18 protein-coding genes are annotated in these 20,950 nt (G+C 63.5%); 9 read left to right on the forward strand and 9 right to left on the reverse strand.

Going from position 1 to position 20,950, the window contains the following annotated elements:
* Positions 1-25 precede the first annotated feature (25 nt).
* Genes ACT3UA_RS09670 through ACT3UA_RS09680 form a run of 3 tightly spaced genes read left to right on the forward strand, consistent with a single transcriptional unit; the run spans position 26 to position 3,200 of the window.
* Positions 26-919 carry an NAD(P)-dependent oxidoreductase gene (locus ACT3UA_RS09670; RefSeq protein WP_096288363.1) on the forward strand — a complete coding sequence of 298 codons (894 nt, stop codon included), beginning with the start codon at positions 26-28 and terminating at the stop codon, positions 917-919.
* Positions 920-974: 55 nt separating this feature from the next.
* Positions 975-2,357, forward strand: coding sequence for a GntP family transporter (locus tag ACT3UA_RS09675; RefSeq protein WP_096288360.1), 1,383 nt, complete (start codon positions 975-977; stop codon positions 2,355-2,357).
* Positions 2,358-2,360: 3 nt separating this feature from the next.
* On the forward strand, positions 2,361-3,200 hold the full coding sequence (locus ACT3UA_RS09680) for a class II fructose-bisphosphate aldolase (RefSeq protein ID WP_444616208.1): 840 nt from the start codon (positions 2,361-2,363) through the stop codon (positions 3,198-3,200).
* A 71-nt stretch (positions 3,201-3,271) separates the two neighbouring features.
* On the opposite strand, the gene ACT3UA_RS09685 is transcribed toward ACT3UA_RS09680, so the two are convergent.
* A complete protein-coding gene (locus ACT3UA_RS09685; protein WP_444616210.1) occupies positions 3,272-4,204 on the reverse strand; it encodes a 2-dehydropantoate 2-reductase in 933 nt (310 codons plus the stop codon).
* A gap of 66 nt (positions 4,205-4,270) precedes the next feature.
* The gene (locus tag ACT3UA_RS09690) at positions 4,271-4,909 is read right to left on the reverse strand and encodes a LysE family translocator (RefSeq protein WP_444616212.1); all 639 of its coding nucleotides are present in this window, start codon (positions 4,907-4,909) and stop codon (positions 4,271-4,273) included.
* 68 nt (positions 4,910-4,977) lie between these two features.
* On the opposite strand from ACT3UA_RS09690, the gene ACT3UA_RS09695 reads away from it, so the two are divergent.
* On the forward strand, positions 4,978-5,469 hold the full coding sequence (locus ACT3UA_RS09695; RefSeq protein WP_444616214.1) for an Lrp/AsnC family transcriptional regulator: 492 nt from the start codon (positions 4,978-4,980) through the stop codon (positions 5,467-5,469).
* 15 nt (positions 5,470-5,484) lie between these two features.
* Here ACT3UA_RS09695 and ACT3UA_RS09700 read toward each other — a convergent pair whose 3' ends face one another.
* The 3 genes from ACT3UA_RS09700 to ACT3UA_RS09710 all read right to left on the reverse strand — a co-directional run bounded on the left by ACT3UA_RS09700 (position 5,485) and on the right by ACT3UA_RS09710 (position 7,428).
* Entirely contained in the window at positions 5,485-6,708 is a 1,224-nt protein-coding gene (locus ACT3UA_RS09700) for an amidohydrolase family protein (RefSeq protein ID WP_444616216.1), read from the reverse strand.
* A gap of 127 nt (positions 6,709-6,835) precedes the next feature.
* Entirely contained in the window at positions 6,836-7,135 is a 300-nt protein-coding gene (locus ACT3UA_RS09705) for a type II toxin-antitoxin system RelE/ParE family toxin (protein WP_255248523.1), read from the reverse strand.
* Positions 7,136-7,143: 8 nt separating this feature from the next.
* Positions 7,144-7,428 (reverse strand): ribbon-helix-helix domain-containing protein, encoded by a 285-nt coding sequence (locus ACT3UA_RS09710; RefSeq protein WP_096288350.1) that lies wholly within the window; start codon positions 7,426-7,428, stop codon positions 7,144-7,146.
* Between the two features lie 277 nt (positions 7,429-7,705).
* On the opposite strand from ACT3UA_RS09710, the gene ACT3UA_RS09715 reads away from it, so the two are divergent.
* Entirely contained in the window at positions 7,706-8,641 is a 936-nt protein-coding gene (locus ACT3UA_RS09715) for a PucR family transcriptional regulator (protein WP_444616218.1), read from the forward strand.
* Between the two features lie 133 nt (positions 8,642-8,774).
* On the opposite strand, the gene purU is transcribed toward ACT3UA_RS09715, so the two are convergent.
* Complete coding sequence (gene purU / locus ACT3UA_RS09720) at positions 8,775-9,647, reverse strand: formyltetrahydrofolate deformylase (RefSeq protein ID WP_096255420.1); 873 nt, start codon at positions 9,645-9,647, stop codon at positions 8,775-8,777.
* A gap of 664 nt (positions 9,648-10,311) precedes the next feature.
* Here purU and ACT3UA_RS09725 point away from each other — a divergent pair.
* Positions 10,312-10,974 (forward strand): GntR family transcriptional regulator, encoded by a 663-nt coding sequence (locus tag ACT3UA_RS09725; RefSeq protein ID WP_096288460.1) that lies wholly within the window; start codon positions 10,312-10,314, stop codon positions 10,972-10,974.
* Positions 10,975-11,034: 60 nt separating this feature from the next.
* On the opposite strand, the gene ACT3UA_RS09730 is transcribed toward ACT3UA_RS09725, so the two are convergent.
* The 3 genes from ACT3UA_RS09730 to ACT3UA_RS09740 all read right to left on the reverse strand — a co-directional run bounded on the left by ACT3UA_RS09730 (position 11,035) and on the right by ACT3UA_RS09740 (position 15,449).
* A complete protein-coding gene (locus ACT3UA_RS09730) occupies positions 11,035-12,933 on the reverse strand; it encodes a BCCT family transporter (RefSeq protein ID WP_096288346.1) in 1,899 nt (632 codons plus the stop codon).
* A gap of 233 nt (positions 12,934-13,166) precedes the next feature.
* Positions 13,167-14,381 carry a formaldehyde dehydrogenase, glutathione-independent gene (gene fdhA / locus ACT3UA_RS09735; protein ID WP_444616221.1) on the reverse strand — a complete coding sequence of 405 codons (1,215 nt, stop codon included), beginning with the start codon at positions 14,379-14,381 and terminating at the stop codon, positions 13,167-13,169.
* Between the two features lie 129 nt (positions 14,382-14,510).
* Entirely contained in the window at positions 14,511-15,449 is a 939-nt protein-coding gene (locus ACT3UA_RS09740; protein ID WP_444616223.1) for a LysR family transcriptional regulator, read from the reverse strand.
* A gap of 155 nt (positions 15,450-15,604) precedes the next feature.
* On the opposite strand from ACT3UA_RS09740, the gene ACT3UA_RS09745 reads away from it, so the two are divergent.
* The 3 genes from ACT3UA_RS09745 to ACT3UA_RS09755 all read left to right on the forward strand — a co-directional run bounded on the left by ACT3UA_RS09745 (position 15,605) and on the right by ACT3UA_RS09755 (position 20,882).
* On the forward strand, positions 15,605-16,909 hold the full coding sequence (locus tag ACT3UA_RS09745; protein WP_096288342.1) for an aromatic ring-hydroxylating oxygenase subunit alpha: 1,305 nt from the start codon (positions 15,605-15,607) through the stop codon (positions 16,907-16,909).
* Positions 16,906-18,291, forward strand: coding sequence for a flavin reductase family protein (locus tag ACT3UA_RS09750; protein WP_096255428.1), 1,386 nt, complete (start codon positions 16,906-16,908; stop codon positions 18,289-18,291). The genes ACT3UA_RS09745 and ACT3UA_RS09750 overlap by 4 nt, the downstream gene beginning before the upstream one ends.
* Positions 18,292-18,362: 71 nt before the next feature.
* Entirely contained in the window at positions 18,363-20,882 is a 2,520-nt protein-coding gene (locus tag ACT3UA_RS09755; RefSeq protein WP_444616226.1) for a GcvT family protein, read from the forward strand.
* The last annotated feature ends 68 nt before the right edge of the window (positions 20,883-20,950 follow it).

The raw sequence follows: 20,950 nt of genomic DNA on the forward strand, positions 1-20,950 counted from the left end.
ACCACCCCAAGATTTGGAGACACCAATGAGCACCACCACTGTTGCAGTCCTCGGCCTGGGCGCCATGGGCCTTCCGATGGCCACCCGCCTGGCCACCGAACTGACCGTGCACGGCTTCGACATCTCGGCCGAGCGCATGGAACTGGCCCGCAAGGCCGGAATCAGCACCTTCGAAAACGCCCGCGAGACGGTCTCCGGCGCCGACGCGCTGCTGCTGGCCGTGCGCAACGGCGAGCAGCTGGACTCCGTGCTGTTCGGCGAAACGGGCGTGGCCCAGTCGCTGAAGCCCGGAGCGGTGGTCATCCTGACCTCCACCGTCGGGCTGGATGCGGTCCCCGCCACCGCGGCCCGCCTGGACGAGCTGGGCGTCGGCCTGGTGGATGCGCCGCTCTCCGGCGGCCCGGTGCGCGCCGGCGAAGGAGATCTGCTGATCGTGGTCGGCGCTAAGCCGGCGGAGCTAACCAAGGTCCGCCCGGTGCTCGAGCTGCTGGCCTCGACCCTGAGCATCGTGGGCGACAAGCCCGGCGACGGCCAGGCACTGAAAACCGTGAACCAGCTGCTCTGCGGCGTGCACATCGCCGCGGCCGCCGAAGCGCTGGCGCTGGCCGAGAAGCTGGGCCTGGACCAGGAAACCACCCTGCAGGCATTGCAGGCCGGAGCGGCGAACTCCTTCATGCTCGGCAACCGCGGCCCGCGCATGCTCCAGGCCTACGCCGATCAGGGCGCCGAGGTGCTTTCCCGGCTGGATATCTTCGTGAAGGACATGGGCATCGTGACTTCCGCGGCCCGCGCGCTGCACCTGCCCACTCCGGTGGCTTCGGCTGCCGAACAGCTCTACCTGCTGGGCGAGGCCCACGAGCTGGCGGCCGCAGATGATTCGGCCGTGATCAAGGTCCTCGCCCCGAAGTCCGCCAAGTAAAGTCGGCTGCACGCAGCTGCCCCTGAGCATTCCCGTCAAAGGAGACGAAATTTTCATGAGCCCACTTCTGCTCTTACTGATCGCGGTAGCCGGCGTTGCCCTGCTGCTGGTCGGTGTCATCAAATTCAAGATGCCAGCATTCATCGCCCTGCTGCTGGTCAGCATCCTGGTGGCCCTGGCCGCGGGGATCCCGCTGCAGGATGTGGCCGGGCTGATCACCGAGGGCATGGGCGGCACCCTGGGCAGCGTGGCGGTGCTGGTGGGCCTCGGCGCGATGCTCGGCAAGGTCATCGAGATCTCCGGCGGAGCCCAGGTCCTGTCCTCCCGGTTCACCAAGCTCTTCGGCCCGCGCCGCGTCATCGCCGCACTGACCACCGCGGCGTTCCTGCTGGCCATCCCGGTCTTCTTCGACGTCGGATTCATCGTGCTGGTGCCGATCATCTACGGCTTCGCCAAGGCGCTGAATGTTTCCCCGGTGAAGATCGGGTTGCCGGTCGGCGCGATCATGCTGGCCATCCACGTGGTGGTCCCGCCGCACCCGGGTGTCGTGGGAGGCGCCGAAATCCTCGGCGCCGACGTCGGTTGGGCCACCATCCTGGGCCTGGCCTTCTGCGCCCCGCTGGGCGTGCTGAGCTACTTCGTGGCCAAGCGCATCAACCGCCGCGAGATTCCCATGCTCCCGGAAACCGCGGAACAGTTCGCCTCCTTCGGCAAGAGCACCGATGCGGGCGACACCCTGACCAAAACCAAGGCCCCGACCTCGTCCATGGTCATCTCCATGATTCTCCTGCCCATCGTGATGATCATGCTCGGCACCGTGGGCGGCACGCTGGTCACCGCTGAATCCACCGCGGCAAATGTCCTCGGCTTCGTCGGATCCCCGGCCATTGCGCTGCTGACCACCGTGCTGGTTGCCTACTACCTGCTCGGAATACGCAGCGGCTGGTCCAGCGAGCAAACCGGAAAGGTCATGGACTCGGCGCTGGCCCCGGCCGCCATCGTGATCCTGGTGACCGGCGCCGGCGGCGTGTTCGGCAAGGTGCTCACCGAGTCGGGCATCGGCACCGTGCTGGCCGAATCACTGTCCTCCGCGGGCCTGCCGATCATCGTCATGGCCTTCGTACTGGCGGCCATCCTGCGTGCCTCGCAGGGTTCGGCCACGGTCGCGATCATCACCACCACCGGCCTGCTGGCCACCGCCGTCGAGGCGGGCGGCTTCTCCGCGGTGCAGACCGCGCTGATCCTGGCGGCCGTCGGCTTCGGCGCCTTCGGGCTGAGCCACGTGAACGACTCGGGCTTCTGGATCGTCACCCGCTTCCTGGGCCTGTCCGTCGCCGACGGGCTGCGCACCTGGACCGTGCTGACCACCGTGCTGGGTGTCGCCGGATTCGCGCTCACCTCCCTTGTCTACGCCATCGTCACCGCCGCAGGAGTCTAATCCATGCTCATCCCCATGAACCAGCTGGTCGCCGAGGCCATGGCCGCAGGCCACGCCGTCCCGGCTTTCACCTGCTACGACTTCACCACCGCACTGGCCGTGGTGGCCGAAGCCGAAATGCAGCAGCGCGCGGTCATCCTGAATGTCGCGCCGAAAACCGCGTCCAGCACCTCCGGGCTGCGCCTGATCTGCGCGCTGCGCACCCTGGGCGAACAGGCCGCGGTGCCGGTGGCGGTGCAGCTGGATCACGCCAACGACGCGCAGCTGATTGCCCGCGCGGTGCGCGCCGGCGCCACCGCGGTGCTCGCCGACGGTTCGGCCGGCACGCTGGAGGAGAATATCGCCTTCGTGCAGCAGGTGCGCTCGCTGATCGGCCCGGGCATCGTGCTGGAAGCAGAACTCGGCGCGCTGCCCGGCAACGAGGACAAGGCCTTCGAGCAGAGCGCCTCGCAGCTGACCGATCCAGAGCAGGTAGCTCAGTTCCTGGAAGCCAGCGGCGCGGACCTGCTGGCGGTAGCCATCGGCAATGTGCACGGCCGCTACAAGGGCGAGCCGAAGATCCACTGGGACGTGCTGAAGGCCATCCATGCCGAATCCACGGTTCCGCTGGTCCTGCACGGTGCGTCGGGAATCGCCGCGGAGGACCTCTCGCGGTCCATCGCCTTTGGGGTGGGCAAGGTCAATCTGAATACCGAGCTGCGCACCTCGACGCTCACCATGCTGGCGGAGCAGCTGGAACCCCGCCGCGCCGACGGGCAGAACGTCCTGGGCTTGCTCGGTGACTGGGAGCGCGCGGTGTCCGAGGTCGCAGCGTCAACGTTCGCCGCGCTGGTGGCCAGCTAGCCTGCTGCCTTCGGGGCCGCGGCGCAGGGACTTTCCGGTTCCTGCGCCGCGGCCCTTGGCTTATCCGCTGCTTACCCGGTGGCGGCAGTTCCGGCACGGTCAAGCGCCTGGCTGTGCGTGCGCAGCTGGAGCAGCGCGGCATCCAGCAATGGTGCGGCGACGCCCAGCCGCTGCGCGCGGGCGGCCAGATCCCCGAGGATGTGCTCGGCCTCGAGCGGGACCCCGTGGCCCAGGTCGCGATAGAGCGAGGAGGTGAATGCGCTGCCCGGCTCGGTGAGCAGCCCGAGGGACTGCTCATGCCCCGCGTCGCTGACCGGATAGCCGGCCGCGGAGGCGATCCGCTCGCTTTCCCCGATGGCTTCCAGGATCTTCGTCTCTCCCCCGGCGGCCAGGATATCGCCGATATTCCCGCGGAACAGGCAGGTGATGACCCCGGCCGCGGCGATGAAGGACCATTTCTCCCAGAGCCGGGCCATGGCGTTGTCCAGCACTTGGAGCTCTATGCCTTCCACGTCCAGGGCGGAAAGCACCGGCTCGGGAATCGACTGCCCGTGCAGGCCGCCGAGGCCCAGCTGGCACAGGCCGGTCAGCTGCCTGACCACCGCGTGCTCGTCCAGCGTGGCCACGATCTTCACGAGGCCGCCGAGCACCTGCCCGTCGAAGGATTTTTCCAGGGCATCGATATGGCCCAAGCCGTTGAGCAGCGGCAGGATCTGCGTGCTCTTTCCCAGCGCAGCGGAGAGTTCCGGGATCAGCCCGGCCACGGCCGGAGCCTTGACCGCCACGATCACCAGATCGAAGGGCGCTTCGCTGGCCAATGCGGTCACGGCCCGCACCGGCCAGGTGCCCTGGGCGTCCGGAGCGCTGAAGCGCAGTCCATGATCGGCAAGTTGGGCTTGGCGGCGTTCGCGCACCAAGAAGGTGACGTCCCTTCCGGCCGCCAGCAGGCGGGCTCCCAGTGCGCCGCCGGTGGCACCGGCGCCGGCAATCAGAATGCGGGTCATCTGCTCTTCCTTTCCAGCGGGCCCCGGATTGGCGCCCTGTGACGATTCTTTGGGATCGAGGGCTTCTCAGGCAGATCCATGAACCAGCCCCAGCGCCGTTGCAGCCAAGAGTCCGGCGGCAATTGCCACCAAGGATACTCCGCCGGCCAAGGTCACGATGCGGCCAGCGGATGGCGAGCGATGCACTCCGCAGCACCGGATGACCGTGATGGCCCCGGCCCACCACAGCCCGGCCCCGAGGACCACCGTCGCGCAAAGCAATGCGGTCCTAAACCCGGCGCCTTCGGCTTGCCCGATGAACTGGGGAAGAATGGCCGCGAAGAACAGCAGCGCCTTGGGGTTGGTCGCATTGGTGAGCAGCCCGCGGGCGTAGCCGCCCCGGGCCTGCGGGGCGTGCACTGGCACTGCGCCGTCCACCCGGGGCAATCCTGCGCGCAGCATGCCGATCCCCATCCACAGCAGTACCATGGCACCCAGGAGCTGCGCCACGGTCATGGCCCTCGGTGCCGAGACCAGCAGCGCGGTCACCCCTGCCACGGCGAGCAGCGCATGCAGCATCAGCCCGGTGACCACTCCCGCGGCTGTGGAGGCTCCTTGCCGTACCGACCGGGTAGCGGACTGCGCCACCAGAGCCAGATCGGGGCCGGGCACCGCCAAGGCCACCAATAGCGCGAGGGCGAAAGCCGCCCATGATTCAATTCCCATGCCATTCCTCCGGTCCGCCGCTGTGGTTCCGGGTTCAGCCTAAGGTCTTGATTCGCTAGAATCTGATCATGAGCGACTCAGAGATGAATTCTGTCAAATCTCCCGAACTGGATTCGGTGGATTGGGCAATCCTGGAATTACTGCAGGTGGATGCGACCTTGCCGAACAAGGAGATCGCGGCCAAGGTCGGGGTGGCACCCAGCACCTGCCTGGAGCGGATCAGGCGGATGCGCCGCAATGGCACCATCGTGGCCACCCGCGCCCATGTGCTGCCGAGCCTGCTAGGCAAGGGCGAGCAGGCTTTTTTGGGTATCCAGATCCGCCCGCATGCCCGCGACACCGCGAACGACTTCGTGCAGAAGGCCCTCGCCCTGCCCGAAACCCTGGCCCTGTACAACGTCAGCGGCAGCGAGGACTATCTGGTCCATGTTGCGGTGGCCAACAGCACCGAGCTGCAGACGCTGATCATCGACAAGCTGCTCGCCCTGCCCCAGGTCGCGCACTGCCGCACCCAGCTGATCTTCGGCGAACCCTGGGTGGCTTCGCTGCGCCACCGGTAGCGGTTGCGCGTCCCCTCAGTACGGATGCTCGACCGACAGTACCTTCAGCCCCTCGGCCACCACGCGCCCGTCATGGATGACGGTGCGGTCCGCGCCCCGGTCCATCACGGTGGAAGTTATGGTTTCGCCGTCCACCAGCACCAGGTCGGCCCGGTCCCCGGCCGCCAGTCCGGGACGGTCGGCCACCGAGGCCAGGCGCGGCACTTCAGGGCTCATGATCGATGCGCCGCCCATGGTGGCCACCGCCAGAGCGTGCCCGATCAGCTCGTCCTGGCGGAACCCGTTCACGAAAGCCAGCTGCCAGGTGCGGTCCAGCAGGTCGCAGTTGCCATAGGGGCTCCAGTAGTCGCGCTGCCCGTCCTGGCCCAGCCCAAAGCGCACCCCGGCCTCGGCCAGGTCGGCCAGCGGCAGATGGGTGGAGGTGCTCGGGGCCACCGAGGTCAACGAGATGTCCAGCTCGGCGAAGGTGTCGATCAGCTTCCGGCTAGTGGCTGCGTTGACGCCGCCCAGCCCGTAGGCGTGCGAGAGGTTGACCTTGCCCTGCATGCCCAGCGCCCGGGTGCGCTCGGCGACCAGTTCCGCGGAGAAGGCCCCCATCGTGCCCTGCTCATGCAGGTGGATGTCGACCTCCACCTGGTACTTCTCGGCCAGGGCGAATACCGTATCGAGATGGCGGACCGGGTCGCGGTCCAGCTCGCAGGGATCGATGCCGCCCATGACGTCGGCGCCGGCCTTCAGCGCATCCTCTAAATATTTCTCGGTGCCCGGCTCGCGCAGGATCCCGGCCTGCGGGAACACCATGATCTGCACCTCGGCCTCGTCGGCGAACTTTTCCTTCGCGGCCACCACGGCCTCGTACTTCTCCAGCTTGGTATCCACATCCACCTGGGCGAAGGAGCGCACCCGGGTGGTGCCGCGGGCGATCATCCGCTCCAGGGTTCCCGCGACGCGGTCGGGCAAGCTGATTTCGGCATCCCGCCAGTTCTCCCGATCGTTGCTCATCATGCCCCAGACCCCGGGCCGTCCGGTGTGCTCGCGGAAGGGCAAGCCGATCCGTGTCGAGTCCAGATGCACATGCACGTCGGAGAAGGACGGGATCAGGATGCGCCCGCGGCCATCGACGTCCGCCGCTTGCAGTATCCGTTGCGGGTCGTGGGCGGTGATCGAAGCGATCTTGCCCATTTCGATGAGGATATCGCTGGGCGAACCTGCCCAGGGGCGGGCGTTGCTGATGAGCATGGAGCTTTCCTTTAACTTCGACAAGTGCCTGCTAGCTCGACAGTACCGCGAGAGCGCCACAACGACGTACAAGATTGGCACCCTCTCCGCAGTCAGGGAAGGGCCCCACGCTGTTCGCCGGACGGTTTTAGGCTTCGCTAATCATGCTGCCTTCGTAGTTACGCCCGCCATAGTAGACTCCGTGGATTTCGACTGACTCTCCGAGGATCGCAAACGCTATTACCACGCGGCGGCGAAAACCTATGGTCCGCAGACCCGGCCTCAGGTCATCGCGAGCCACACCAATCAACGGGAACTGCGCCAGCCCATCGCAGAACGCGATAATCGAGGAAACAAATCCTTCAGCCCGCTCGGGAATTCCCGACTGCTCGGCAATCCAGGAGTAGAGGTCCATTAGCTGTTTCCTTGCGCGCGGCGAATAGACCACTTCGTAGCTCAAGAGTCGTTTTCGCGTCCGCGTTCCCCGTGAACTTGCGCCAGGTGGGCACGCAAGTCAGCAGCGCTGACTGCCTTGGAGGGGTCTGCCCGCAACTCGTCGTACGAAGCGGCTACCTCATCTTGCAACCATGCCTCGATGGCACTTTCTCGTGCAAAAAGGGCACGCAGCCCATCACGGATTACTTCGCTCTCGCTGGCATATGCGCCCGAAGCTACTCGAGCCTTGAGCGCTTGGGCCATTGTTCCAGGCAAGGTGATGCTCAATTGCTTGGTAGTACGCATCGCAGCCTCACTTTCAGTAGGATTCAATCCTACTCCGCATTGCAGATTGCCAGAAGAGCTTTCCCGCTCTTCAAATACGGTGGTTGCACACTTCAATGGCCGACACAGCAGTCACTGCGGTTCAAGCCGTCGATCGCAGCACTGGGCCTAGTCCTCTACCAGCAGAGCGCGACGCACTTGCCGACTTCTACAAGGGTGTTGCGGGACGACCCAGCCCAGAGGCGGGCGTTGCTGATGAGCATGAAGGCGTCCTTGCCGTTGAAGTATTTGCCAGTTCATGGGAAATACCGAGCGCCAGGTGATTCCGGTGCAAATCCACGGTAAGAATTTTGGCTCCTTGATCGCACCGGGCTCCGCCTCGCACCTGGCCGGCTCGCTGCATGTGCTCACCATGGCTGCCATCGCTTTGGGGACCGAACTATTGCGCACACGAGGTCCGGCGCTGTGGAAGTTCGATACGGCCTGCGAGCTGCTCGATGATCTGCTCAATAGCCGGGAAATCAATTTGAAGCTGTTGACCGGAAAATTTGAGGCTGCCGGATTCCCGGTCCGGCAACGGGCCCTGCGCGGCTTCGCCGTTCGGCTCGCCTCGGGACAAGACCCGAAAAGCGCGGTGAAGGAAATTGAGCAGCATGCCGGAAACGGGATGAATCTAGTCATTGGAACGCTTCATTCACCAACGCCCAAACTATTTGGCATCGTTTCGACCGCAACCAACCACTTCCAAGACGACTTCCAGCGAGCGATGGTGCAAGCAGTGCAATCCCCTGCCTTCGAAGGCCCCATTTATCTGGGAGAAATAGTTGCAGAGCTCGCGCAGATCAGGACCTCGATCGAGCAGGCTACCGAGGGCTGTGAACTGCGCCTGGCTCCAAGCTCTTCGGTGGTCCTGGCCGCCGGCTACCCGCTGGCTCTGCTCACCCATGAATTGCGCTACGAACCGGCAGTGCAACGTCTGCCGCAGCAAGTGCTGGCACCCATTTTGGCCTTGGAAACCAACCGGCGCGATGAGTGCCTTCGCGTGCTGGAAGCCTACCTATCCTCGCCGACCAACCGCTCACAGGCAGCAACTCGCTGCCGGCTGTCGCGTTCGGTGTTCTACCAGCGCCTGGCACTGCTGGAATCACTGCTTGAAACAGATCTGAATGATGCGCGCACGCTGACGATTTTGTCGCTGAGCCTGAGCGTCTACCGGCAGACCCAACGCCGCTGACGGGACCCGAGACAAAGCAGAATGCTCGCAGACCATTCATCACGAACGATCCACGAGCACCCTTCAACGCCATGCGGCCTTGGGCTCGCCACGCGGAACTCTGCGCACCTGCAGGCCAGCTTGCGGGAAAAACCTAGCGCAGCACCACGGTGCGTGAGCCGTTGAGGAAAATCCGGTCTTCGCAGTGCCAGCGCACCGCGTCCGACAGCGCCTTGCATTCGGTATCCCGACCGGCCGCGACAAGATCTTCCGGCCCGTAGCTGTGGTCAACGTTCTGGACCTGCTGGGCGATGATCGGCCCCTCATCCAATTCGCTGTTCACGTAGTGCGCCGTCGCACCCACGGTCTTTACGCCGCGCTCAAAGGCCTGGTGATAAGGCTTGGCACCCTTGAAGGACGGGAGGAATGAATGGTGGATGTTGATCGCGCGTCCGGTGAGCTGCCGGGTGAGATCATCGGAGAGGACCTGCATGTACCTGGCGAGCACCACCAAGTCCACATCAAAACGGTCAACGAGCTCCATGAGCCGGGCCTCTGCCTCCGGCTTGGTCTCGGCGGTGACCGGAACGTGGAAGAACGGTATGCCATTCCACTCCACCTGCTGGCGGTGATCCGGGTGGTTTGAGACGACCGCTGCGATCTCGACCGGCAGTTCCCCCATGCGCGCGCGGAACAGCAGGTCATGCAGGCAGTGCCCGAACTTTGACACCATGATCACCACGCGCTTCTTCTTGCCCGAGGCCCGCAGGCCCCAGGTGGCTTCGTGCTCTGTTGCCAGTTCGGTCAAGCTCGACTCCAATTCGGCGATTTCGGCAGCGACATTGGAAGTTTGGGACACTTCGAACTCAATGCGCATGAACAACGTCCCAGAACGCTGGTCATCATGCTGCTTCAGCTCCCGGATGTCCCCATGGTGCTTCAGCAGCAGACCGGTCACGGCATGGACAATCCCCGGGCGCTCTGCGCAGGTGAGGGTCAAGACATATTTATTGTTCAGTTCGGTCATTTTGCCGCTCCTTAGGTTCACCGAGATGACAGTGTCCCGTCACGCCTCGTACATTTCGTGGGGAATCGATGTGGTCTACGCCTGCGATCTGTCGTTGTTGACCAACCACGCCCTCCTTCTTGCATTGGCTCACCAATGCCAGAAGATCCGCACCCCTCCCTAGCAGGGTATCGCTGCTGTGAGCAATGATTTTAGATTAGGGGTGAATCCAATGCCAGTATCCCGCACGGGCCCAAAGTCCGTTCCGAAATCGGAAGTTGATTTCTGCATCTCAACTTCGGCAATCGACAGATCAAACCCTGATTCCAATCTCTGATATATCAATAACTGATCACAAGTCTATGTTCGCTGCGTCACAGCGTCAATAAGTTTCTTAGGGGATTTTTCATTGCCCGGAAAACCGCTGCATCAAGCGATTTCGCAACCCTACGGATCCACGTTCCCCCCAGGCAAACGGGCGCACCTTCTTGGCTTTCAGGGCCGCCTGCCGCGCAAGTGCGCCAAGGCCTGAACTTCGTACTGGAGCCGCGCCGGTGAGTGAACCGCTGGCGCTTGGTCCGCAACGACTCTTTCGCAGCTCTGAGGAAGTGACCGATTGGCACTCGAGCGATACCCTTTGATTATTGGCAACTGATATATGACCAGTGAAGAGAGCGACAATTTGATGCCCCCTAAGACCGCAGGCACCGATACAGGTACCCAATCGATGGCCGATCATGCCTATGGCGTACTTCGCGATCGCCTGGTACTGCTCGAAATTGCTCCCACCCACCCAATTCATGAGCCGCAACTAGCCGAAGAACTCGGCGTGGGGCGCACTCCGATCCGGGAAGCCCTGAAACGGCTGGAAACGGATCACCTGGTGGTTTCCTACCCGCGCCGCGGCACCTTTGCCACGGCCGTTGACTTCCACGAGCTGAACCATATTTCCGAAATCCGCCAGAGTCTCGAACCCCTGGCTGCCCGAAATGCGGCGGCCAATAAAGATGCCGGAATCAGGGCCGAGATCACCAACTACCTGGACACGATCGATGCCCTGGACGGGAGCGTCGATCAGCGTTCGCTGTTGCTGCTCGATGTGCAAATCCACCGGCTCATCTACAAGGCCAGCGCCAACAAGCATCTTGAGGAGACCCTCGTCCGCTTGGATAATCTGGTGACGCGGATCTGGTGCCTGGTGATTGACCAAATGCCGCCGATCGCCGAGCACATCACCGAGCATTCGGCCTTGCTGCGTGCAATCCTCGAGGGCGAAGACGAGCTGGCGGCGCGGTTGGTCTCGGCGCATGTCACGCACTTTGAGCAGGCCTTGCGTCGCGCACCCTGACGGACCGAGCTAGGCGACGGATTGCTCGGCCCGCCAGGCCTAGTGCGCAAGGCGCTTGGCTTATTTGGCTGCCTTTTCGGTTTCCAGATCCCCGTCGGGGCCCAGGGAATCGGGCAGGCCATTCGGGGAGCCCAACTCCGCAACGTATTCCTCGTCCAAATCTGCAAAAACGTCCTTCGCTTCACCGTTCAGGGGCGCATTCTGGACCGTGACGATCGTCTGCTCGGTGGTCATCAGGCAGAACTGCTCTCCGTCGTGCCGATCTATCCCATCGTCCACGGCTTGTTCGAGGACTTCAAGCGCAACTCTGCCCCGGAGCACCAGGGGATCCTTGCTCAGATCTCTCCAAATCGCCACGCAGAGCAGCAGCATCACCAGCACGAACGGCAGCGCCGAGACGATGGTGATGTTCTTCAATCCGTTCAATGCCGCAGCCGGGTGGTCTCCTCCGGCCAGCAGCATGACCGCGGCCACCGCACCAACCGAAACACCCCAGAAAATCACCGACTTCTTGGACGGCTCCTCGGCACCGCGTTCGCTCAGCGCGCCCATGACGATGGAGGCCGAGTCGGCTCCGGTGACGAAGAAGATCGCGATCAATACCACCGTCAACGCGATGAGCACTGTTCCAAACCATGCGGGGAAGGGCAAACTTCCAAGCAGATCGAAAAGCACCGAATTGAAGTTGATATTCGGCACCCCATCCACCATCTGCGCCATTGCTTGGCCCATGTCTCCGGAACGTTCCGCCCGCTCCTGCAGGCCGATCGCACCGCCGCCGAAGATGGCGAACCAGATCAACGTCACCGTAGACGGCACCAGCAGCACTCCGGTGACAAATTGGCGGATGCTGCGGCCACGCGAGATGCGGGCAATGAAAAGACCGACAAACGGGGTCCATGAAACCCACCAGGCCCAGTAGAAGATAGTCCAGGATGACAACCAGGTGGCCATGGTTCCGTCGCCGGAAGAAGCCGTTCGCGAAGCCATTTCAGGCAGATCACTGATAAAGGATCCCACCGCGTTTGGAATCACATTCAAGATGAACAACGTTGGTCCACCGATGAACACGATAGCCGCGAGGATGACCGCAAGAATCATGTTGATATTCGAAAGCCATTGAATTCCGCGCTCAATGCCGGAAACCGCCGAACCGACGAACAAGGCGGTGAGAACCGCGATGATCAGGACCAGAACTCCGGAGCCCACGGTCGGCAGGAGTCCGGCAGACTGTATTCCGCCGCCGATTTGCAGCGCACCGAGTCCCAATGAGCAAGCCGACCCGAAAAGCGTCGCCAGGATGGCCAAGATGTTAATCGTCTTGCCGCCCCAGCCGTTGACCACCCGCTCGCCAAAAATTGAGCTGAACATCGCGGAGAACAGCTGCGGCCGTCCCAAGCGGAAGCTTCCGTAGGCCATGCCCAAGCCGACAATCGCATACATGGCCCAGGGGAAGAGCGTCCAGTGGAACAGCGTGGTGCCCATGGCGGTGCCGACGGCCGCGGCACTCTGCCCCTCAACCGTTCCCGGCGGAGGGGACATGTAGAAGAACAACGGTTCACCCACACCGTAGAACACCAGTCCGATGCCCATTCCGGTGGCAAACATCATGGAAATCCAGGAGATGGTGCTGAATTGCGGCTTCTCGCCATCTTTACCCAGCGGGATGCGGCCGAAGTTCTTGGCCGCCACAACCAGCACGAATATGGTGAAGACGGTAGCCGCAATCACGAACATCCAACCGGTATTCGTGATTACCCAGTCCAAGGCCTTGCCCGCGGTGTTTCCCAGACCGGTCGGCGAGGCGAACCCCCAAGCGATGAACGCCAGCGCCAGGGCGCCGGCAATTCCGAAAACCCAATAGTCGGTCCCGCCTGACGGGTATTTTCTCGGCCTGCGCCGGCGAGCCGAATGCAGCTCGCTGACTAGATCTTGAACTGGTTGATCACTGCGATTCATAGATTTTCCTTTGATGGTGGAACATGACGGCCTTCCGCAATGGCTCCGCGGCTTGGCCTGCCCGCAACCGGAAAACGGGCGCAACAAAGTCGTTGCTCGGTCAGGTTAAAGGCGGCGACCGCCGTGCTCGATGAACTGGCAGGGGCACGGCGGTCGCCGAATGATGCACCGGCTACGGCACAAACGCGGGGCCGAAGGAGTAAACCTTGCGTCCCCGCGCTGCGCTCCGCGAGCTAGGCGCCGATCAGTCCGTGCGGGTCGAGCACGAACTTCTGCGCCGCACCCTCGTCGAAGGCCGCATATCCCTTGGGTGCGTCGGTCAACGGAATGGCGGTTGCGTTGACGTTTTTGGCGATCGAGACCTTGTCCGAAAGAATCGCCTGCATCAGCCCTCGGTTGTACTTCATCGCCGGGCACTGGCCGGTGACGAAGGTATGGGACTTGGCAAAACCTAGCCCGAAGCGCATGGATAGCGAACCCTGCTTGGCCGCCTCGTCGCTGGCTCCGGGATCTCCGGTGACATACAACCCGGGGATGCCGAGGCTGCCGCCGGCCCGGGTGATCTCCATGAGCGAGTTCAGCACGGTGGCCGGCTGCTCCTTCCCGGCGTCGTGCCCGTGGCCGCGCGCCTCGAAGCCGACAGCGTCGATGCCGCAGTCGACCTCGGGCGTGCCCAGGATCTGTGCGATCTGCTCGCCCGGATCGCCGAGCGAGACGTCCACCGTCTCGCATCCGAAGCTGCGCGCTTGGGCTAGCCGGTCGGCGTTGAGATCCGCAACGATGACGGTCGCCGCGCCGAGCAATTGCGCCGAGGTCGCCGCCGCCAGGCCCACGGGGCCGGCGCCGGCGACATACACGGTCGATCCGACCGTCACTCCGGCGCCAATGGCGCCGTGGTACCCGGTGGGGAAGATGTCCGAAAGCATTGTCAGGTCGAGGATCTTCTCCATGGCCTGGTCACGGTCCGGGAATTTCAGCGCGTTCCAGTCTGCGTACGGAACCAGCACGTATTCGGCTTGCCCGCCGACCCATCCGCCCATGTCCACGTAGCCGTAGGCGGAACCCGGACGGTCCGGGTTGACGTTCAAGCAGATGCCGGTCTGTCCGACCTTGCAGTTGCGGCAGCGGCCGCAGGAGATGTTGAAGGGCACCGAAACGACGTCCCCCACCTTGAGGAACTCCACGTCGCGACCGACTTCGATCACTTCTCCGGTGATCTCGTGGCCCAGCACAAGACCCTCCGGGGCAGTGGTGCGGCCACGGACCATATGCTGGTCGGAGCCGCAGATATTGGTGGCGATGGTGCGCAGGATGACGCCGTGGTGGACCTGGCGGCCAATATTTGCCGGGTGGACTCCCGGGCCGTCCTTCAATTCAAATTCCGGATACGGCGAATCGATGAGTTCGACCTTGCCGGCGCCGGCGTAGCTTACTGCCAAGTTGCCCATGGTGGACCTTTCCCTTGAAATATCAGTTGGATACTAATTGGAATTAGGCCAAGTCTCCTCATGAGTGTGATCTATGTCAACAGGAAACCGAAACTTGACTCGCGCTCCCGCCGATGCCAGAGGGAGGGGCTACCCGTCCAATTCCTCGGTCAATCGCTGGGAAATAATGCTCTTTGCGGTGCTCTGCAGAACCGTCAAAGATTCCTCGATGAGCGGCGCCCCCTTGCTGCCCTTGCGCGTCACCGCGACGATTCGCCGCGATGGCTTGATTGCTCCGGAGATTCGGCGGCGCACCACATTCTCCGCACTGCCCAAGGTCGCCAAGCGCGGCATCAATCCCACTCCCAGTCCCGCCCCGATGAAGGCGATCATCGTTTCCCACTCGACCGCCTCGTGGGCAATATGCGGGGTGACCCCCAGCGAGGTGAAGGCGGCAACGAACAGGGCTCGATAGACCGATTGCTCCGAGTCCGAGATCCACGGATCCTCGGCGAGCTCTGAGAGCGACACCGATTTATTCATCGCCAGCCGATGCTCCGCGGGCAGCACCACATCGAGCGGGTCATCGAGCAGCACCGTCTGCTCGAACTTGGCGTTGCCGCCACTTGATCCAGGTGTTTGCGATGCCACGATCACGGCGAGGTCGATCCGCTCGGCCAGCAATAGATCCAGGCAGCGCTGCGGCTGGGCCTCCACGAGCCGCACCTCGACATGCGGCCGCGTTCTGCGCAGGGTCGATGCCAGCGGGGCCAGCAGCTGCGCTGCCGCCGTCGAAAAACCGCCCAGTCCGAAATCGCCCTGAACCTGCCCCTCGGCCGACAGCGCCGAGGACCGCAGCAGCTCCCATTGCGTCACAATGTCGTCGAGTCCCGCCACAAAGTGCCGGCCCGCGACGGTCAACCGCACCCCGCGCCCATCCTTGATCATCAGCTTGATTCCCAGGGAACGCTGCAGCTCACGAAGCTGTGCGGAGACCGCCGATGGCGAGTATCCGGTGAGTTCGGCGGTCCGTGCAATGGTGCCCGCCGAGGAGAAGACTCGAAGGGTAATGAGTCGAGGATCAATCATGCACCTATTCTGCACGATTTCATTCACTTTCTTGCGCTTTTCTTGTTGGCCGATTGTTTCTAGTCTCGACTCATATGGTGATTCGACTCACAATGAATCTTCCCCATTTTCACATTCATGGGCGCCTGCAGGCGTCCGGCTTCTAGGAGTAAAATATGACCGCTTCGGTAAGCACTCCGCACTCGACGCGTGGCAAGCTCGCCTCAACGGTAAGCGATGAACAGCTCGCCGAGATTACCGAACTCTTTCAGAATCGGCGCAAGGGCTACTCGCTTGAGGCACCGTTGTATACGGATCCTGCGGTATTCAAGGTCGAAATGCAGGCAATCTTCGGAACCCACTGGCTCTTTGCCGCCAGCGTTGCCGAAATCCCGGAGGCCGGAGACTACGTCACCCTCGACTACGGGCCGCATTCGCTGATCGTTTTGCGCACCGATGACGGAGGCGTCAACGTGCTGCACAATGTGTGCCGCCACCGCGGTGCCCGCGTGCTGACCGAAGCCTCGGGCAGCACCGGCAACCTGGTGTGCGGCTATCACTCATGGACCTACTCCCCCGAGGGCAACCTGATCCACGCCTCGGCTCCGGGCGAGGGAACCTTTGACAAGAATTGCTTTGCGCTCAAGCGCGCCCACGGCCGGATCCACGCCGGGCTGATCTTTGTGTCCTTGGCCAAGGAGCCACCTGAGGATTTCGACCAGGTCGCCGAAATTTTCGAACCCTACCTGGCCCCGCATGATATTTCCCGCGCCAAGGTCGCCTACCAGCAGAACATCATCGAAGAGGGCAACTGGAAGCTGGTGATGGAGAACAACCGCGAGTGCTACCACTGCGATGGCCACCCGGAACTAGCCTGCTCGCTGTTCCCCACCTGGGGCCTGACCGACGAGACCGTCCCTACGCATCTCGAAGAAGTCTGGGAACGCAACCAGAAAGCCCAGGCAGGGTTGGAAGAACGCTGCCGCCGCTACGGGATCCCGTACGAAGTCGTCGAGGAGCTGGACACCCGCGTCGCGGGGATCCGCATTTCCCGTGAATCCCTGGATGGCGACGGAGAGTCCTTCTCCGCCGACGGGCACCGGCTCTCGAAGAAGCTGCTCGGCGAGCTGCGCGACTTCCGCTTGGGCCGCTGCTCCATGCACCTGCAGCCCAATAGCTGGTTCCACTTCCAGTCCGACCACGTGATCACCTTCGCCGCGTTCCCCATCAACGAGCACCAGACTCTGGTCCGCACCACCTGGCTCGTGGCCGACGATGCGGTGGAGGGCGACGACTACGATCTGGAGACGCTCACCCACACCTGGAAGCAGACGAATCTGCAGGACAAGGCCTTTGTCGAGCTCTGCCAGTCCGGAGCCAGCAGCCCCGCCTACGAACCCGGCCCGTACATGAAGAGCGAATACCAGGTCGAAGCATTCATCAACTGGTACACCCAGCGCGTTTTGGAGCACCTGGCATGACCGGTACCGCCAAGCTCCTGAGCAGCGCCCAGCGCCTGCGCGGGCTGGAAATGCCCTGGAACAGGGTGCTCAGCAGCCAAGAAGGCCCGGCGAGCGCAGCGCGCGCACTGGGCCCCTGGCATCCCCAGGAATTCCTGGCCGAATGCGTGCAGACCATCGAGGAAGCCGGCGGGCTGATGACGTTCGTCTTCCGCCGCCTCGATGGCGCACCGCTGGCGTTCCGCGCCGGGCAGTACCTGAACATCGCTTTCCCGGTGCATGGCGAAGACCAGGAGACGGTGGACCGCAGCTATTCGATTTCCAGCGCGCCCACCGTGCCCTGGACCTTCAATGTCAGCATCAAGCGCGACCCCAAGGGACTGGTATCCACCTGGGCGCATGAGAACCTGCGTCCGGGCATGGTGCTGGATATGCTCGGCCCGGTCGGGGCCTTCCACCTGGGCGATTCCGACCGCCGCGCCCGCTTCCTGTTCCTGGGCGCCGGGGCCGGGGTCACTCCGATCATCTCCATGGTGCGCACCATCCACTCGCTGCCCGGCCAGGCCGATGTGGTGGTGCTCTGCCACGGCACCGTGCCCGGAGACTTCCCCTTCTGGCGCGAGCTGGAATACATCAAGCAGGTCGATCCGCGCATCAGGGTCTCCTACTCGCTCGGAAATCGCGAAAAACCCGCAGATTGGGACGGATACTCCGGACGGCTCACCGCTGAAATGATCGAGGCGGTGGCCCCGGATGCCAACGGGCGCAAGGTGTTTGCCTGTGGTCCGGAAGGCTATCTGAATTCGGCCACCAAGCTGCTGCGCGAAGTCGGCGTGGATGACACCTCGGTGTTCATGGAATTCTTCTCCGGAGACCGCAAGACGCTGCTCGAATACCAGGCAGAAATCGCACTGGCAGAGGGCATCGCGGAAGAAGTCGCCGAATCGGTGGAGGAGTTCTACGAGAGCCAGCCGCCGGAGCTGAGCATGTACGAGCCGGACTATGACGAAACGGGCACCCTCGAGGCCGTCGGCCAAAAGCTGGTCGTGGTCGACTCCGATGTTCCGCTGCCGCCGGCCGAACCGCTGGTCACCGAAGAAGAGCCGCCTGCCGCCTCCTCCTTCCCCACCGTGGGCGAAGGCGAGCTGACCATGACCTTCCTGCGGACCGCGATCAACGTCAAGATCAACTCGGATGAGCGCATCCTGGGGGTAGCCCAACGCGCCGGAGTGCGCATCGGGGCCAACTGCCAGGAAGGCATGTGCGGCTCCTGCAAGGTCGTCAAGCTCGAAGGGGACGTGGAGATGAACCACCAGGGCGGCATTCGCGCCCGGGAGATCACCGCCGGCAAGTTCTTGCCCTGCTGCTCCACCGCGCAAACCGATCTGGTCATCGATGCCTAGCCGTCGCGGCCCGATCCCCCAGTACCGCCAGCAGTTGCTCCACCACACCATCAGTACATAAGGAGTCCCCCATGTCTCAAACTTCACCTCGGGTCGTCATCATCGGAGCCGGAATCGTCGGCGCTAACCTGGCGGACGAACTTGTCCAACTGGGCCACACCAATACCCTGGTTATCGAACAGGGCCCGCTGGATATCCCCGGCGGCTCCACCTCCCACGCCCCGGGCCTGGTCTTCTCGTCCAACGGCTCGAAATCCATGACCGAATTCGCGCAGTACACCATCGAGAAGCTCGACTCTCTGGTGGGCGCCGACGGCCGTGGCTCCTACCTGCGCGTAGGCGGACTGGAGATCGCCACCACCGAAGCGCGCTTGGCAGATCTGCATCGCCGCGCCGGGTGGAACCGCTCCTATGAGGTGGAGGCCCACGTGGTCGACGCGGAGGACTGCCTGAAGAAGTTCCCGATGCTCAACCCCGAGCTGGTCCTCGGCGGCCTCTACACGCCGAACGACGGATTGGCTCTGGCCGCCAAGGGAACCCAATTGGTGATGGAACGCGCCAAGGCCGCGGGCGTGGAATTCCGCGACCGCACCGTGGTCACCGATATCGAGCAATCCGGCGGCAAGGTCACCGCGGTCATCTGCGGTGAGGACCGCTACGAGGCAGATATCGTGGTCTCCTGCGCGGGTTTCTGGGGCCCGAATATCGGAAAGATGGTGGGCACCGAGATCCCGCTGCTGCCTTTGGGACACCAGTTCGCCTGGACCACCCCTGCACCGAGCCTCGCGGGCATCAACGAACTGCCGGCCGGCGCCAGCCGGCCGATCCTGCGCTACCAGGATCGCGACCTCTACTACCGCGAGTGGGGAGAGAGCATCGGCATCGGCTCCTACGCGCACCGCCCGATGCCCGTGGACCTGGACACCCTGCGGACCTACAAGCCCGAGGAAATCACCTCCGAGCGGATGCCATCCTCGCTGGACTTCACCCCCGAGGACTTCGCCGCCGAATGGGAAGCGACCAAGGAACTGCTGCCGGATCTGCGCAATACCCAGATCCAGCGCGGCTTCAACGGGATCTTCTCCTTCACCCCGGACGGCGGTTCGCTGGTGGGCCAGTCCAAGGAGGTCGACGGCTTCTTCGTGGCCGAGGCCGTGTGGGTCACCCACGCGCCGGGCATCGCCAAGGCCGTAGCCGAACTGATCACCACCGGCACCTCGAAGACCGATCTGAGCGACTGCGACCTGAACCGCTTCGAGGACATGCAAACCACCAAGGAGTACGTCAGCGAAACCTCGCAGCAGAACTTCGTGGAGATCTACGATATCCGCCACCCGCTGGAGCCGCGGCTGAAGCCGCGCAATGTGCGCACCAGCCCGTTCTTCTCCCGGCAGCAGGAACTGGGAGCCTTCTTCCTGGAAGGCACCGGCTGGGAGCGCCCGCATTGGTACGAGGCCAATGCCTCCCTGCTCGAGCAGCTGCCCGCCGAATGGGCCGCCCCGGCGCGCGATGACTGGTCGGACATGTTCCACTCGCCGATTGCCGCGGTGGAAGCCTGGAAGACCCGCACCGCCGTGGCGATGTTCGACATGACCCCGCTCAAGCGCGTGGAAGTCGCCGGCCCGGGCGCCGGGCAGATGCTCCAGGGCCTGACCACAGCGAATATGCTGCGCGCACCTGGCATGGTCAGCTACACCCTGCTGCTGGACGCCGCCGGCGGCATCACCAGCGATATCACCGTGGCCCGCATCTCCGAAGAGCTCTACCAGGCCGGCATCAACTCGAATGTGGATGTCGCCTATCTGGACCGCGAGGCCCGCAAGTTCAACGAGGCGAACCCGGGCCAGTGGGTGTCCGTCCGCGATATTACCGCCGGAACTTCCTGCATCGGGCTCTGGGGCCCGCTGGCCCCAGAGGTGATGGCCAAGGTCAGCGAAGACGATATGAGCAATGAGGGGCTCAAGTACTTCCGCACCAAGCAGATCTCCATCGCCGGCATTCCGGTGACCGCAATGCGCCTGTCCTATGTGGGCGAATTCGGCTGGGAGCTCTACGCCTCGGCGGATGTCAGCGCCAAGCTCTGGGATGTGCTTTTCGAAGCCGGCCAGGAGCACGGCATCATCGCCGGTGGACGCGAAGCGTTCAACTCCATGCGACTGGAGAAGGGCTTCCGCTCCTTCGGCACCGACATGACCAGCGAGCACGAGCCGGAACAGGCCGGGCTGGGCTTCGCGGTCAAGGCCACCAAGACCGTGGACTTCGTGGGCAAGGCCGCCCTGGCGGACCGCGCCGCCGCGGCCACCAAGCGGCTTCGCTGCCTGACCATCGATGATGGCGTGTCCGTGGTCCTGGGCAAGGAACCGGTGTACGTGAACGGGGAACCGGCAGGCTATGTCACCAGCGCCACCTTTGGCTACACGGTGCGCAAGCCCATCGCCTACGCCTGGCTGCCGAAGACTGTGCAGACCGGAGACGCGGTGGCGATCGAGTACTTCGGCAAGCCGATCGCCGCCACCGTGGTCGATGATCCGCTGTACGATCCGCAGATGGACCGGCTGCGCGGAGTTTCGCTGGCCACCTCGGCCAGCTAGCAACATCCAGCCACCGGGAGGCCGGGTAGCCGTTCATAATGAACAGCTGCCCGGCCTTTTGCCGTATA

Source organism: Glutamicibacter sp. 363, assembly GCF_052379505.1.
Taxonomy (GTDB): Bacteria; Actinomycetota; Actinomycetes; order Actinomycetales; family Micrococcaceae; genus Glutamicibacter.